Source organism: Chengkuizengella marina (genome assembly GCF_009910845.1).
In the GTDB taxonomy this organism is placed as follows: Bacteria; Bacillota; Bacilli; order Paenibacillales; family KCTC-33759; genus Chengkuizengella; species Chengkuizengella marina.
On the sequence record NZ_SIJB01000023.1, the window covers coordinates 82,303 to 98,068 of the forward strand.

Annotated in this window: 12 protein-coding genes; 9 read left to right on the top strand and 3 right to left on the bottom strand. The window is 33.1% G+C overall.

Translation table 11 applies throughout. The annotated features are described in order from the left end of the window. Positions 1 to 4: 4 nt before the first annotated feature. Positions 5 to 1,735, bottom strand: coding sequence for an ABC transporter substrate-binding protein (locus tag ERL59_RS09920; protein ID WP_160646051.1), 1,731 nt, complete (start codon positions 1,733 to 1,735; stop codon positions 5 to 7). Between the two features lie 127 nt (positions 1,736 to 1,862). Here ERL59_RS09920 and ERL59_RS09925 point away from each other — a divergent pair, with 127 nt between their 5' ends. Then, positions 1,863 to 3,134, top strand: coding sequence for an MDR family MFS transporter (locus tag ERL59_RS09925; RefSeq protein ID WP_160646052.1), 1,272 nt, complete (start codon positions 1,863 to 1,865; stop codon positions 3,132 to 3,134). Positions 3,135 to 3,191: 57 nt separating this feature from the next. On the opposite strand, the gene ERL59_RS09930 is transcribed toward ERL59_RS09925, so the two are convergent. After that, positions 3,192 to 4,127, bottom strand: a complete 936-nt coding sequence (locus tag ERL59_RS09930) for an alpha/beta hydrolase (RefSeq protein WP_160646053.1) — start codon at positions 4,125 to 4,127, stop codon at positions 3,192 to 3,194. 208 nt (positions 4,128 to 4,335) lie between these two features. Here ERL59_RS09930 and ERL59_RS09935 point away from each other — a divergent pair, with 208 nt between their 5' ends. The 3 genes from ERL59_RS09935 to ERL59_RS09945 all read left to right on the top strand — a co-directional run bounded on the left by ERL59_RS09935 (position 4,336) and on the right by ERL59_RS09945 (position 8,723). Then, positions 4,336 to 6,237, top strand: coding sequence for an ABC-F family ATP-binding cassette domain-containing protein (locus tag ERL59_RS09935; protein ID WP_160646054.1), 1,902 nt, complete (start codon positions 4,336 to 4,338; stop codon positions 6,235 to 6,237). A 125-nt stretch (positions 6,238 to 6,362) separates the two neighbouring features. Continuing rightward, positions 6,363 to 7,829: a protein adenylyltransferase SelO gene (locus ERL59_RS09940; protein ID WP_160646055.1), complete on the top strand. Its 1,467-nt coding sequence runs from the start codon at positions 6,363 to 6,365 to the stop codon at positions 7,827 to 7,829. A 333-nt stretch (positions 7,830 to 8,162) separates the two neighbouring features. Continuing rightward, the gene (locus ERL59_RS09945) at positions 8,163 to 8,723 is read left to right on the top strand and encodes a hypothetical protein (RefSeq protein WP_160646056.1); all 561 of its coding nucleotides are present in this window, start codon (positions 8,163 to 8,165) and stop codon (positions 8,721 to 8,723) included. 12 nt (positions 8,724 to 8,735) lie between these two features. Here the strand turns inward: ERL59_RS09945 and ERL59_RS09950 are convergent, their stop codons facing one another. Then, the gene (locus ERL59_RS09950; protein ID WP_235929849.1) at positions 8,736 to 9,497 is read right to left on the bottom strand and encodes a cysteine hydrolase; all 762 of its coding nucleotides are present in this window, start codon (positions 9,495 to 9,497) and stop codon (positions 8,736 to 8,738) included. A 226-nt stretch (positions 9,498 to 9,723) separates the two neighbouring features. Here ERL59_RS09950 and ERL59_RS09955 point away from each other — a divergent pair, with 226 nt between their 5' ends. The 5 genes from ERL59_RS09955 to ERL59_RS09975 all read left to right on the top strand — a co-directional run bounded on the left by ERL59_RS09955 (position 9,724) and on the right by ERL59_RS09975 (position 15,589). Then, positions 9,724 to 10,779, top strand: coding sequence for a M14 family metallopeptidase (locus ERL59_RS09955; protein WP_160646057.1), 1,056 nt, complete (start codon positions 9,724 to 9,726; stop codon positions 10,777 to 10,779). A 448-nt stretch (positions 10,780 to 11,227) separates the two neighbouring features. Continuing rightward, positions 11,228 to 11,734 carry a sigma-70 family RNA polymerase sigma factor gene (locus tag ERL59_RS09960; protein WP_328699929.1) on the top strand — a complete coding sequence of 169 codons (507 nt, stop codon included), beginning with the start codon at positions 11,228 to 11,230 and terminating at the stop codon, positions 11,732 to 11,734. Further along, positions 11,731 to 12,897 (top strand): anti-sigma factor family protein, encoded by a 1,167-nt coding sequence (locus tag ERL59_RS09965; RefSeq protein WP_160646059.1) that lies wholly within the window; start codon positions 11,731 to 11,733, stop codon positions 12,895 to 12,897. The genes ERL59_RS09960 and ERL59_RS09965 overlap by 4 nt, the downstream gene beginning before the upstream one ends. Before the next feature lie 394 nt (positions 12,898 to 13,291). Further along, a complete protein-coding gene (locus ERL59_RS09970; protein ID WP_160646060.1) occupies positions 13,292 to 14,308 on the top strand; it encodes a hypothetical protein in 1,017 nt (338 codons plus the stop codon). Positions 14,309 to 14,779: 471 nt separating this feature from the next. Next, complete coding sequence (locus ERL59_RS09975) at positions 14,780 to 15,589, top strand: hypothetical protein (RefSeq protein WP_160646061.1); 810 nt, start codon at positions 14,780 to 14,782, stop codon at positions 15,587 to 15,589. The last annotated feature ends 177 nt before the right edge of the window (positions 15,590 to 15,766 follow it).

Genomic DNA, 15,766 nt, shown 5'->3' on the forward strand with positions numbered 1-15,766 from the left:
TGATTCAGTCCCTCATATCAATCCATGCTTTCCTAAAATCATCATACCCTAATGCCTCGAACTCAGTATCTTGTATGGTATGGTTAAAGGTTCTGTAAATATGAGGGTGGTATAAATAGAGAATCAGATGTTGCTCTCTTAAGTATTGTTCTATTTGACTCATCCAATATTCTCGTTTATGATGTTCAGGTTCATATTTCATTTTAGATAAACATTCTTCAATATAAATTAAATGCGCTTTACTTATAAATCTTTGAAATAAATTGGTTTTGTTATAAAGTGCTTCTATGAAAGATAAATGATAATCATAAGAAGAAACTTCACTTGCAAAAAGTAGATCTGCTTCTTGAGCCAATAAAGGTGAATAAAAATCATCCATCTCAAATATTTTATATTGTAATTGAATACCTTCAGTGGCAGCTTCCTTCACAAACCATTCTGCTTTTTCTGTATCTATATGTTTCGTGTAAACGGTGAGTGTCTCTCCTTGATACCCTGATTGTTCCACTAATGATTTTACAAGCCTTCTTTTTTTAGGTTCAGTTTGTATTGAATTCCATGGGAAATAACTTGATGCTTCTACTAAATGGTCGTATCCGTTATCATTCCACATTTTATTCATATCCAATAAGTGATAAAGTGCAGCTCTAAACGAATGATTGTGAACAATAGAAGGTTTGTTGAAATTAATAGCAAGAAATCGAACCCCATTAAGTCTATCTACTTTGTTAATGGAAGCTTCCTTTGCTTGTTCCCCTCTAATTTGTATAGTCATAACATCTTTTGTCTCATTGGAAATAAGATAAAATTCAATTTCATCAATAAATGGGCGTTCTAAAAAATATAAATCAAATGCTTCTAGTACAATCACATTTTCTGTACGTTTTTTTAACTGGAATGGTCCTGTTCCAATCCATTTGTATTCATCAAATGGTTCATCCTTAGGTAGAATAGAAAGTGAAGTTGCACTTACATAACGTAAAAATAACGGATTCGCTTGTGATAAATGAAATCGTACGGTATAAGGGGATAAACATTCAATCTTTTTGATGTTCTCCAACAACCATTGTTTAGAGAAAGGCGATTCTTTTGTACGTTCAAATGTATACTTTACATCTTCACTATTTAATGTTCGTTGATGATGGAAATGAACACCTTTTCTCAAATGAAATGTCCAAGTTCTATTGTCATCCTCCACATTCCAATGATGTGCTAAATGAGGTTGGATGGTCTCTGTCTTTTGATCAAATGTAACGAGAGTGCTTCCTAAATGTCGTATTAAATACTCTTCAAAGTTAATGGAACATTGCAGTGGATCTAACGTTACAATTCTTTTTAACATCATCAGTCGAAGTACATCTTTTGAATGATTTGATTGATAACCAAACTTTTTTTGTATTTCTTTTGTTAAATCCAACACCCATGATTTTGGAATCGGTAGTTGTAACAATTGAAAAGCATCCTCTAAATGATCACGTTTAATGTTTTCGTTAATGATCATCTTTATCTCCTCTTGAAGAGGTTTTGTAAAAATAAGTTGAGATGAGTTCCCTCTGCCTTTTCCAGGTTTATAAACATATTTTCCTTCTGTTTCAAATTTTCTTACTTTTATTTTTGCGTTTTTTTTGTTGCAAAACCATATCTCTTGTAGTTCTTTCATTTTAAATGAAGCGGTATTGTCAATTTCTCTAGTATAAAAAAGGGCTCTCATTTGAAAATAGTCTAAATCTTTCATTCCGTATATATTCCTCCTTTAAATAAAGGGGTTGCAATTGATTTAATTATACCCTTTTTAACCTCTTTTGTGTAATGCATAATGATCCATAACCATTACAAACACATAGAGAAGAGGAGGAGTGAAGATGAGTTTTAAAGACTTTCATATTAATATTAAGATTAGGATTATAGAGACCTTTATTAGTAAATTTATAGGAAGTATGATTTTTCCTTTTATGGCCATTTATTTATCTAGTTATTATGGAGTGAAAACAGCAGGGATTTTACTATTTTTAAATGTACTGATGGGTATTGTAATCAATTTTTTTGGAGGTTATTTTTCCGATAATTATGGGAGGAAGAAGTTGATCCTATATGCAGAAATAGGCCGTTTTATAGCTTTTTTGGTCATGATGTTATCTAATTCACCTTGGTTTGAATCCGTTTTTACCACATTTTTAATGATGACTTTGAATACAATATTTATGGGATTGTCAGGTCCTGCTAATCAAGCCATGTTAATAGATGTAAGTAAACCAGAACAAAGAAGAGTTATGTACTCCATTACGTATTGGGCAAATAATCTATCTATAGCGTTTGGTGCAATACTAGGTGCTCTATTTTTTGAACATTATTTATTTGAGTTATTAATCGGGCTCACCGTAGGTGCTTTAGTAGTTGTGATTTTAGTGTTATTTTTCATTGAAGAAAGTTACTTTCCTGTAAAAAAAGAAAATGCTGCATCCCATGTGACAGAGATGGTTAAAACGTATAGTCTCGTATTTAAAGATAAATTGTTTATTCTATTTATGATCGCGGGTGTATTCATATTATCCATGGAAATTCAATTACCCAACTACATTGGCATTAGACTTAGTAAGGAAATGTCAACTCAGACTTTTTTGTTCTGGAAATTAGATGGCGTGAATATGGTGGGTTTTCTCCTTACTGAGAACACAATTCTAGTTGTATTATTTCTTCTATTTACAACGAGTTTGTTCAAACGATATTCAGATAAAAATGTACTTCTATTAGGTTCTATCCTTTTTGTTATAGGATATGGCGTCGTATCTTTTACAAATCACATTTGGCTTTTATTTGTTTTTATTGCCGTTGCCACATTAGGAGAGGTGGTTAAGTTACCCGTTCTGCATTCATATATGGCATCCATTCCGCCTGCAGAAGCAAGAAGCTCTTATATGGCAGTAAATAATATGACGCTTAATCTTGCTCAAATCATTACTTCTATTTCTGTAACGATAAGTGCATATTTATCAACGTTTGTGATGAGTATCTTTATTATAAGTATTGGGTTCGTTGGAGTAGCTATCTATTATTTTATTTTTGCAGAACTTTACAAGAGAGTAGATAAAGAGCAGAAGGTGAGTATAGTTAACAAGCAAATAATAGCTTCATAAGGATCATATAAAAAATCCCCTTAAGTGTAATACTAAGGGGATTTTTTCATGTTTTTATCATTGTTTATTAATATATTCTAATGAGTCATCTAATTTTTCACTCAAGTTTTCTGGAAACCAATGACCAAAGTTTTCTTTTACAGTAAAGAAACAGTTGAATCCATTTTCATCAAACATAGAAACCATTTCTATCTGCTCATTATAACACTGGTCTTGATCTCCTGTAATGATACTTCCACTCATTCCTCTTTGTTTTGACCTTAAGATATTTTCTGTGGTAAATATATTTGGTTTGTTCGGATTTAAAGCAATAAAACCTTTTACAGGTAAATAGGTATGATTTAAAGCAATATCCATAGACAAAGCAGCTCCTTCTGAAAAGCCACCTACGATGATCTGCTCATAGTTTATTAAATATTTTGAAAATATTTCACTCATGGTTTCCTCTATTTCCTCATGAGATTGTTTATTATGTGTCCAACAATAATGAAAAGAACCTACCATTTGAGAGGACTGTATGTAAACTAGAATATATTCTTTCTTTATTTGGTTTGAATTCCAGAACTCTCTAAACATGGGAATGTCTTCACCCCACCCATGAAGTGCAATAAATAATGGATACGTTTTATTTGGGTTATATTCTGTTGGTAAAATGACTTCATATTTAGGCTTAGAATTTTCTTTTGCTTGGGAGCTTATTTCACTCCACCTTGATACAGTTTGTCCATACTCCTTGAGATCCCACACAGATTGGAAAAATTCTTTTGGGTACCAAATACCTCGATCCAGTGCTTCATTTAAAACTTGATTCGCTTTTTCATGTAGATTTAATTCACTATATAAAGAAGCTAAGTCCTGATTTATCACGTATAAATTTTCAGGATAATCTTTTACGCATTGTTCTACCATTTTTAAAGCTTCTTCTTTCTTAGCTGGATTAGCATACCAAAGCTTGTTGTATTCATTCTCCTTTTCTTTAAAGCTTTTTTTCATCATTTCGTCTCCCTATTGTTATGATCTGTATTTATTTCGATTTCTTCATTATAACAAATTATATTTGCTATAGATCTATTGCATCATTATTGAACATAATATTTTTTAAGAGCGCTGTGTAATTTTTAATCAAAATATGAGATAGTAAAAAAGAACAAAAACACAGGCTAGTATAAATCTTTAATTTGGAACAAGGAATGTGAATGTAATGAGTATTCTTTCAGTAGAACATGTAATAAAAACATATGGTGAAAAGATTTTATTTGATGATATTTCTTTTACAATATCTGAAAAACAAAAAATAGGTTTAATTGGTGTCAATGGAACGGGCAAATCCACCTTATTAAGAGTGATTGCTGGACTTGATTCAGTTGAAAAAGGGGACATTATTCATGCAAATCAGTTCCATATTGAATATCTTCCTCAAGATCCTCAGTTTGAAGAAGATTTATCCGTGTTAGAGCAAATTTATTATGGAAATTCCTCCGTTATGGTTACATTAAGAGAATATGAGCTTGCATTAATGGATCTTGAACAGGATCCGAACAATCAGAAAAAACAGGAAGCGCTTTTTAAAAAACAGCAAAAGATGGATCTAGTGGATGCATGGGAAGCGAATACTACGGCAAAAACCGTGTTAACTAGATTAGGAATTACTAACTATACTGAACAGGTCAAAAATTTATCGGGTGGACAACGTAAAAAAGTCGCCATTGCGAAGGCGCTTATTCAACCTGCAGATTTACTCATTTTAGATGAACCTACAAACCATTTAGACAATGAAACGATTGAGTGGTTAGAAGGGTATTTGTCAAAATATCAAAGCTCGTTCATCCTTGTTACACATGATCGTTACTTTTTAAATAGAGTGACAAATGGGATGTTTGAGCTAGATAACGGAAAACTTTATGTGTATGAAGGTAACTATGAAACCTTTTTAGAGAAAAAAGCAGAAAGAGAAGAGCAAGCAATCATTGATGATAGCAAACGTAAAAACCTATTAAGAAAAGAACTAGCTTGGTTACGCCGAGGAGCTAAAGCTAGAACCACAAAACAAAAAGCACGTATACAAAGAGTAAATGAACTTCAAAATAAAAAAACAATAATGAAAGAAGATAGTTTAGATATATCAATCGGATCGAATAGACTCGGGAAAAAAGTATTTGAGATTGAAGAATTGTCTAAAACGATAGATGAAAAGATACTAATCGAACATTTCAGTTATTTAGTTGTACCCGATGAACGCTTGGGCATTATTGGACCTAATGGAAGTGGGAAATCTACTTTATTAAATATATTGGCTGGCAAAATCAGACCGGAAAGAGGGAGCATCGAAGTTGGTGAAACGGTAAGAATCGGTTACTATACTCAAAATAATGAGGAACTTGATGGGAACTTAAGAGTAGTTGAATATATTAAACAAAAGGCGGAGATTGTAAAAACAGCAGACGGTTCGACGATTACAGCAGAACAGATGCTAGAGCGTTTTTTATTTCCTAGAAGTATTCAATGGACGTATATACGAAAATTGTCTGGAGGAGAACGTCGTCGATTATATTTATTATCTATATTAATGTTAGAACCGAATGTTTTATTGCTGGATGAGCCTACGAATGATTTAGACATTCAAACGTTAACTATATTAGAGGATTATTTAGAAGTATTTGCTGGCGTAGTCATTAGTGTCTCTCATGATCGATACTTCTTGGATCGAGTAGTGGATCATCTCATTTGTTTTGAAGGGAACGGAGTCATAACACGTTTTCAAGGAAATTACACAGAATATATGGAAATGAAAAGTACTGAAAGAGAAAAACAAGCACTTGAAAAACAAAACCAAGAAGATGTCTCCAAACAAATCAACACAAAAGTGCGGCGCAAGAAGTTGTCCTATAAAGAACAGATAGAGTGGGATGAAATCGAGGATAAAATTACTGAGATAGAGCAGAGAATTTCCGAAATTGAAACAGAAATCGTTGAAGCGGGTAGTGATTCGGAAAAAGTTAGTCATTTATATGAAGAACAGCAAAAAACGGAAGAAATACTTGAGCAAACAATGGCGCGGTGGGAAGAGTTGTCTTTAATCATAGAAGAAATAGAACAGAATTAACACCTTCTTTATGAGGAAGGGGATAATAATTTGACACAAGTAGAAACTAAAAGTGCTGACTTGTGTTAATAAGGAAAGTAAATAACTAAAAATTACATAAAAACAAAAGAAGAAAAGGAGTAAAGATGACAAAGAAAATAGAAATAGGATGGGACTTAGATAACGGTTATGCTCACTTGCCTAAATTATTTTATTCCAACCTTAATCCAAATCCAGTACGTTCACCGAAGTTAATCATTCTTAATGAACCGTTGGCAGCTTATTTGGGGTTGAACGTTCAGGCGTTACAAAGTGACGAAGGAATAGCGATGCTTGCTGGCAACCAGATTCCCGAAGGTGGTTTACCTCTTGCTCAAGCTTACGCTGGACATCAATTCGGTCATTTTAATATGTTAGGGGATGGACGGGCAATGCTGCTTGGAGAGCAAATCACTCCCCTAGGTGAGCGGTTTGATATTCAGCTCAAGGGTTCAGGTAGAACCCCATACTCCCGTGGGGGTGATGGTAGAGCAGCACTTGGACCGATGTTACGTGAATATATCATCAGCGAAGCAATGTATGCCCTCGGTATTCCTACAACCCGTAGTCTAGCTGTGGTGACTACCGGTGAGTCGGTAATCCGAGAAACCGATTTGCACGGTGCAATCCTGTCCCGTGTGGCTGCCAGTCATTTGCGCGTTGGTACCTTTCAATACGTTGCAAAATGGGGCACGGTTGAGGAACTACGGGTCCTTGCTGATTATACCTTACAAAGGCATTTTCCAGACATTGAAAATGATGAAAGTCGATACCTTTCACTGCTTCAGGAAGTGATTAAGCGTCAGGCTGAGCTGATTGCCAAGTGGCAATTGGTTGGTTTTATCCACGGGGTAATGAATACAGATAATATGACCATTAGCGGGGAAACTATCGATTATGGACCTTGCGCCTTTATGGATTATTATGACCCGGCAACAGTTTTCAGTTCCATTGATACTCAAGGTCGCTATGCCTATAGAAATCAGCCTTATATTGGCGGATGGAATCTTGCACGATTTGCTGAAACTCTTTTGCCGCTGCTACATGTCAATCATGAAGAGGCTATCAAACTGGCTCAGGATGCAATATCAGATTTTACTGAGTTGTATCACAATAACTGGCTCTCAGGAATGAGAGCAAAGCTGGGGATATTTAATGAAGAGATACAAGATGAATCCCTTGTTAAAGATCTTCTGAGTATAATGCAAAAGTATCGTGCGGATTATACCAATACCTTCCGAGCATTAACTTTTGATACGCTGGAGAATATGGACCTTTTTACGAGTTCAGAATTTTCTAAGTGGTATGAGATGTGGCAGGAGAGGCTAAGCAGACAGCAAGAAGTGAGAGCATCCTCGCATCAGTTGATGCGGAACAGCAATCCTGCGCTAATTCCTCGTAACCACCGAATTGAAGCTGCATTAGAAGCAGCAGTGAAACAAGGAGATTACAGCGTGATGGAGCAGCTTCTTCATGTTCTATCAAGTCCCTATGCACACTCCTCAGAACAGGTTGATTACAGCACACTGCCAGAACCATCAACCCTTCCTTACCGCACCTTTTGCGGTACATGACATAGAAGAATTTGGTTTTTTCAATTGCCGTTTTGAAAGGTGGTATCACGTTCGCTGGTACTACCTGTGGTTATTTTCACCAGAAATACCAAACAAGTCTTAATAAGTCTCTTCCTGTCTACAAGATGAAAAATACCTAATTAATAAAAATCTCAAGATAGAGTCACTTACGATCAATTTATTTCAAAATGGATTCTTTTTGGTTTACCATAAAATGGGAGTTTTCTACTACAATAAAGATTTTTGTATTTTTATTAATAAGAAAATTTTTTATTGACATAAAAATGCAATAAAGTTATATGTTATCACAAGTTAATAAAAAGGGGGCTAAACGTGGATAAAAAAAAAGTAAGTCTGATTCATTGGTTTATAAAATACGCATCATGGTCAAAAGTGATTCTACTTCTCACCGCATCACTAGTGATTTATTTTATCATGCTCAAGGTGACCATTCCAAAAGTTTCAAAAATAGCAGATGGAATGAAAATATTTGATCTTATGCTTTTTGGATATGATGTTGACTACGCAATGAAATTATTAGAGGCTTTAGATGAAGAGGGAAGAAGCATATATTTGCTACAACAAATTCCTCTAGATTTAATTTTCCCAGGATTACTAGGGTGTTCAGGTGCGTTTTTAATCGTATGTATGACCCGAATTCATAAAAAAATGAGTATAGCTCTAATTATTCCCTTAATTGCAGCGGTTTTTGATTATCTTGAAAATGTGTTCGTTGCTTATATGTTATTGAGGTATCCAGATGTGAATGCATTTACAATCAAAAGCTCAAGTTTTTTTACAATCGGAAAAACTGGTTTTACAGTTTTATTCTTTTCATTTGTTATCCTATATCTAGGATATATATTTCATAATATTAATAAAAAACTAACGTAATTAATGATCTGATTACTTTATCTTTTTTATTTTTTCTAGAGTTTCATCAGTACTCCACACATCATTCGCTATCATTTTATAGTTAACTAAAGCCGATTGGTAACCATCCATTCCATCTATAGTAGCCCCTGCTGTAGCATCGTAAACGACGGCTACTTCAAATCCGTTTTCAATAAGCTCACGTAGATGTGACTCAACACACAGGTTCGCTGACATTCCTGCTAATATTACCTTAGATATGCCATGTTTTCTTAATTGTAAAACTAAATCATTCGATTCAGGACCATAGATTTTATGAGGACTTACAATGATAGACTTTTCATTATTTATGTACGGTTTAAATTGATCAAGGAAATCTGCACCTGAACCAATGAATCCTTCCATCGATAAAGGTCCTTTTCGTAAATACATCTTTGTATCATGCATTAATTTTTCTACTGGTCCTTCAAAGATCCAGTTTTGATCATAAGGAAAATAATAATGTGGTGAAATAAAAGTTTGGATGTTATTTTGTTTTGCACTCTTCAGTAGTTTCTCCATGTTTTCAATGGTATGATTTGCTTTGACACTTTCTTTGACTAAATCCCAGGCAACACCATCATGACTTAGAAAGTCATTTTGTGGATCAGTAATTACGAGCGCAGTATGATCAAGATTAATCTCCATAAATGTACTTGTTAATGCACCTTCTTCTGCAAATGTAGGTACATTAACAATACTCATAAAGAGTAATAAGCAATAGAATAGTATAATAGTTTTTTTTACATTTTCCATATAAGATTCCCTCCTATATACATAGAGTTTATTAATTAAGAAGAAAGTATACATTATTCTTAATTCTTTCGTCCCAATCATCAAATATCTAATTTTCATAAAATATAATAAAATTTAGTAGAATTTCTATTAATTAAAAGGAAAGTGATCTACCTTCATAGAATTAGGTTAATTATTCCAACTAGATTTAGCAAACAACAAAGCTCATATTTTAGGAGGGATTGTAATGATAAAGAATAGTATGATTTTGATGTTATGTTTAGTATTAATAGGTTCATTTTTTGGAACAGGTCAATTAGCACAAGCAGTAGGAGAAGGTCCTAATTATAATGGAAATGAAACAATCAAAAATGAACGTCTTCACTCTTATGATGAAATGGTAAATTTCCTTGAAAAAGTGGAGAAAAGGTCTGATGAGATGACCCTTGAAGTATACGGACAATCCATAAAAGGAAGGGATTTATATTTAGCTAAGTTTGGAGAGGATGAAGATAATCCAACAGTTCTATTCCTGACACAACAGCATGGAAATGAAGCACTTACAACAGAATCGGCACTTGAAATCATTAAATATTTAACAAATAACAGTAAGGGAGTAAAAGAAATTCTAGAGAATATAAACGTTTTAATTGCCCCACGCTTAAATGTGGATGGTGCAGAAGGAGATGTGAATTTTTCATTAGAGGATTACGTATCAGGAACACATACACGATATAACGCAGATGGATTTGACTTAAATCGAGATCATGTAAATCGTAATCAACCTGAGACCAAAGCGCTTCACGAAAATGTGATTCAAAAGTACGAACCAGACTATATGATTGATTTCCATCATCAAGGTACACAAACAACACTAGGGGATACAGATGAATATGTATCTGGCTCCATTCTTTATCCTACGAATGAAGGGGTAGATCCTGATGTGAGAGAACGTTCTAAGCAATTAGGAGCCATTGTGTATAATGCAGTTGATGCAAAAGGATATGGTTTATTATCTAAGTATCGTGGGGGAACCGCACCTACCATCAGCCGTAATGGTCTTGCTTTGGAATATGGGATTGCAACACTACTCTTTGAAATGAGAGGGATGGCAGATCATTATTATGAACCATATGTTTTAGGTCAAAAAAGTAATGGGTATCTCATTCAACAAGGTGTGACGGCAATGAAAGCGGTACTTGAATCATTTGTAGATGGCTCCATTGAAACTGTGGATACTTCCTTCTGGGATACACTTCCTGAGAGTGGATCTAAAGGAGAAGAGTTTGAAGATGAGCATTAATGTATTATTAAAAAATGGATGTGAGTGAAGATAAGTAAAAGCGGAGACTATAATAGTCTCCGCTTTTTGGTTCATTTTTTATCTCAGTATTTTTTTACTTTTGCATGTACACAACCTTTTAAATTTTTATTTATTATAATTTTGTGATCTCTTTTAAGTTTATAACGTGTTTTCTTTCCTTTTATACATCTTTTTTTAATCAATGCTCTATAACCTGCCGGGAATTGTTCGTTTACAAATAACACGTCTTCAGCAAATCCCCTTTGTTCTGGTGTTACATCAGGTAAATTGTTTATTGGAAATAGTTTCTTTTTAATTTATTGTCACAAATCATTTTATGACGGTTTCTTTATGATGACTGATTAAATAGTTATAGTCCAGGAGATCCTTTATTGAAAGGAATAATTATTAATTGATTTTTAATTCAACTATAGAAAAGGTGGGAGTAGTGACAAAGGAACAACAGTTTAAGCAAATTTTTAAAGCTAACTATTCTCTGGTTGTAAATAAAATTAATCAAATTTTATGTGATAGAGCAATCGCTGAGGACCTTGCTCAGGATGTGTTTATGCAACTATATAATACCAAATGGAACGAGATAGAAAACATATCTGCATGGTTAAGAAAATCAGCAACCTATGCATCATACAATCATATTCGCTCGGAGAAGAGGGAATCGGAACGAATCAAAAAAGAATCAACGAGTATACAGGAATCAATTGCTTCCTCTGAAGATCAATTTCTGCATAAGGATGAAGTCTCCAATGTACAAGCTATTCTTGAAACGATGGATGATCGAGAGAGAAATTTATTATTAATGAAATACTCTGGTTTTAGCTATAAAGAGGTTGCTCATACTCTAGGAATTACCCAGACTTCTGTAGGGAAGCTGCTCTCAAGAGCAAGAAATAAGTTTAGTGATTTATATGAGCAGGCAAGGGGGGGAGAATTATGAAGTGTTACAACGAGCAATTTTTACAGTCCTATTTAGACAACGAATTAAATGGCGTTCAACGTAAACAATTTGAATTACATTTAAGCACTTGTAATCGATGTAAGCATGAATTAGAAGAACTACATTCTTTTAATGAATGGATGAAGGACAATATCGAGAAGAACTCACCTCAAATTAAATTTGAAAAAGAAGATATTGAAGTAGCATGGAAACATTTTGAAGAGAAATTAGCTGAGCAATCACAAATAAAAAAACAGGAGAAGATTGTTCCTATAGAAAAGAATGTTGCGAATAAGAAAAGAAAATCGATGACTTTTTATAAAAAATGGGTGATGGTTGCTTCTTTCATTGTTATAGCAACAAGTGTGTTAGCTATTCCTCAAATTAATTCAGGAGCAAAAGGCTTTTTCTCATATATACAAGAGAATTTATTGGATTATACTCTTGAGTATGATATGGAATCAAAGGTGATACGAGATGTAGCAGGTAATCTTGTTGTTTATTTTAAAGAAGACCAAATTTATGATGCGTATGATAATCCAATCACTGTAGAAGAATATAAACAAATTATTGCAAGTTATAGTGGTATCGATATTCCATACAATGAGAATGACTTTACATTGTATGACGATGCGCTGATTAGAGGGATAGATATCAATGGTAAATCTGAAGCAGAGATTTGTAAGGCTGTTGAAAAAGACAAAATGATCTCATTGATTAAATTTGAAGCTGAACGCATTGGTATGGAGATAGAAGGAGAAACCGAGTCAGAGTTAAGGAATGATTTTAGTGTGAAATTAGAAGGTGCTGTGAGTGAAACGATTCAAAATGGGATTAAAAACTTGAAAGAAGCTTACCAACTTGATCCCGAAATTTACCAAAATATAGGGTTAGATTTAACAAATAAAACAGATGAACAAATAAAAATAGAAATGTATGAACTTCTTATGAATGGGAGTATAGATATACCATACTTTAATCAAGATGATTTAGAAGATCAAATGAATGTAACTACACCAGCCCAAAAGGTTGCTGCAATGTTTTTTGGATATGATGTTTTACATGCGGATAATATGTTAACTGAAGCAAAAGAACTAGGTCTTGATATTAATGGTTTGATTATTTCTGAAATATCAGATTTAGTGTACCAAACAAAAGAATAAAAATTAGAAATTAGAACGATGAATTGTTTTTCAAAATGACTAGGGACTTAAAATCTCCCTAGTCATTTTAATATTATAAGCAAGCATTACTTTCCATCTTGATCAATACTACGAAGCTTAGCTTCACTTTTGTGGGTTGTGTTACTTATATTTCCACTTATCATTCATAAGAGAATCAGTTATGATATGGTTGTCTCGCTTGAGAAGTTGACCTGATACTTGTAATGAATAAATCTTCTAGGCATCTCTCATAGGAGATTTTTTCTTATTCAAAAATAAATTGAACTGGACTTTTTAAAAAAGTTTTTTTATGTGGTGTCACAAAAAATGATCGATTGGTTTCTATAAGGTGAACATACAAAAAACAGAAAAAACAAAAGGAGAGAAAGAAGATATGAAAGGTAAAAAAATCGTAGCAGCAACAGCATTATCAGCATTAATCATAGGGGGAGCATTTTCCTATGCAAATACTTCAAATGAACCCATTCAACCACCAGAAGTAGGAGTTATAGGACAAGAACAAGTTAAAAAGGTAGATGTCCCACTAGATACTTTTAAACAATATGGAATAACTTTTGATTTAGATAGAAAAGTGATTCATGACATAGCAGGAAATATCATCATTCAATTTAAAGATGGAGAGTCCTATGATGTTAATGGAGATATGGTAACTTATGATGAGTTCAGAGAAATTATAAAACAGTACAAAGGCATGGGTGTTCACTCTACTGATCCTAATGCATCTATTTTAGAAGTTGATGCACTTATGGCAGGAGTGAATCCAGAAGGGAAAACAAACAAGGAGATTTTAGAAGAGATTAGACCGATGCACGAATTGACTCAATTAAAATATGAAGCAGAAACGATGGGAATGGATATCTCAGATCTAAGCGATGAAGAGGTAAAAGCTAAGGTAGATCAAGAGAGGGAAGTTTTTATTCAAAATTCAATTGAAGAAAGTATAGAACAATTGAAATTAGCTTATCAACTTGATGCAAAAGCATATCAAGAAGCTGGTATTGATTTAACAGATAAAACGGATGAAGAGATTAAAACAATGGTTTATGAAATGTATGAGAATCCAAGTATACGTATACCTGCTCAAGATGGGTGGTTTGCAAATGTAGATAAAGTTTCTACTCAAATATTAAATATGTTTTTTGATCTAATTTTAATAGAGGGAGATAAAACATTATCCAAAGCAAAAGAATTAGGTGTAGATACTAAAGGACATGATATTGGCAGTATTTCAACTATAAATTATAGCATGGAAAAGGCAATTGAGATGGGAATGGACATTGAAGGCAAAACAAGTGATGAAGTAACTGATATGGTACAGGAAGAATTGAGGAAGAAACATATGGAAGAAACTGGGCAAACAGAAGAGGAATACTATGCAGATCGTCCATAAATTATCGATTTTGTGAAAAGGGCTGTCTAGGAAGTAAGCGAAAGCTGACTTTCTGGCAGCTTCTTTTTTATAACTTAAGAATTTATAAGTTTCACTGTTTCAATAAAAACTACCTCTATTAAAAGTGACAACCTCTCTCTGAGAGCTCAGATAGGGCTTTGTTTCATGTTACTCATTCAAATAACACCAAAGTAAAAGGAACTGACAGGTTCATTGAAGAACCATTTTTGAAGAAATAACAAGCGAAAATAAAATAGCTACCATGAGACTGGAGAAAAAATGCAATATTTTTCTTCAGTTTCTTTACTTTCTTAAGAATTTAAATTTCTTTAGTTTTGTTTTATAAATTAATTTTGATCTTAGATAGAGCTTGCTTTCACCAATTTAATAAAAATTTTTATTGAATGTCATATTAGTGAATGTTGCGGTTTCTAAATAGTAGAAGGAAAATATGAAAGGGAGTGTCAAATGATGAAAACCAATAAATATATAATGATACTAATGGTTGCAACACTTTTAATAATAGGGTGCCTCTTTATTATAAAAATAACAGGTGATTTGGAACGTATTTTTGCAATTGAGCTGACTAAGCCGCAAATTACTACAAACAATGAGAGTTACACTATTCAGGATCAACAACATAACAGCGTAACGAATAGTAATATCGTATTAGCTTCCTATGGATCTAATAAACAAGGTTTTATGAAGAAAGCAAAATCTCAAGCTGAGTTCAATCAAATACAGTATAAGGACTTTACATTTGGTCATCCTATAGTGAATCATATTTTATTTAAAGATTCAAACGAAGGCAGGCTTATCTTAACCGATAAAGAAACAAATCGTTCTGTGGAAGTGGCTTTAGATATTTATAAGAAATATTCATTAGCACATCTAATTGAAATGCTATTTGTTGTAGAGAATCCAACGGGAGAGAAAAAAGAGTTGATGAAAGCGGCTAAAAAGTTCTATTCTGTTGTCTATTTCGATCCATGGGAAGATTTATATAAAGAAATACATCAACATAATATTGACACAACAGAAAAGACTTTTCTAGAAGTATGGAGAGAAGTGTTTAATTATCCAATATATAGTGAAGGTCAAGATCTCATTGGTTATAGAGCAGGACAATTTGGAATTAATACGCAAGGGAAATCATTTCAATCAATAAAAGAAGAAGTAATGAAGTATGATGAAACGATAAGATTGGTCGAAGATAGCAAGAATATGATTTTCGACCCTAATTGGTTGATAGAGGAAGAAAAATGGTGGATTAGTAAATAGTATATCTTAATCTAAACCAAGTATGATATTGAAGTAATGCTTTCTGTTTTCTATTAGTTATCTCTATATTATTTATTGGTTTATTTATTCAAAAAATCATGTTAAAACATTAAAATAACATTAAAATAACTTTAATAAAATATTAAAAAAAAATTAAGATTTTCTTTATATTTAAGT

Bases quoted from the DNA above. Each gene is read 5' to 3' on its own strand.
- ERL59_RS09920 (WP_160646051.1), bottom strand. From the start codon at position 1,735: ATGAAAGATTTAGACTATTTTCAAATGAGAGCCCTTTTTTATACTAGA.
- ERL59_RS09955 (WP_160646057.1), top strand. From the start codon at position 9,724: ATGATAAAGAATAGTATGATTTTGATGTTATGTTTAGTATTAATAGGT.
- ERL59_RS09925 (WP_160646052.1), top strand. From the start codon at position 1,863: ATGAGTTTTAAAGACTTTCATATTAATATTAAGATTAGGATTATAGAG.
- ERL59_RS09930 (WP_160646053.1), bottom strand. From the start codon at position 4,127: ATGAAAAAAAGCTTTAAAGAAAAGGAGAATGAATACAACAAGCTTTGG.
- ERL59_RS09940 (WP_160646055.1), top strand. From the start codon at position 6,363: ATGACAAAGAAAATAGAAATAGGATGGGACTTAGATAACGGTTATGCT.
- ERL59_RS09935 (WP_160646054.1), top strand. From the start codon at position 4,336: ATGAGTATTCTTTCAGTAGAACATGTAATAAAAACATATGGTGAAAAG.
- ERL59_RS09950 (WP_235929849.1), bottom strand. From the start codon at position 9,497: ATGGAAAATGTAAAAAAAACTATTATACTATTCTATTGCTTATTACTC.
- ERL59_RS09970 (WP_160646060.1), top strand. From the start codon at position 13,292: ATGAAAGGTAAAAAAATCGTAGCAGCAACAGCATTATCAGCATTAATC.
- ERL59_RS09975 (WP_160646061.1), top strand. From the start codon at position 14,780: ATGAAAACCAATAAATATATAATGATACTAATGGTTGCAACACTTTTA.
- ERL59_RS09965 (WP_160646059.1), top strand. From the start codon at position 11,731: ATGAAGTGTTACAACGAGCAATTTTTACAGTCCTATTTAGACAACGAA.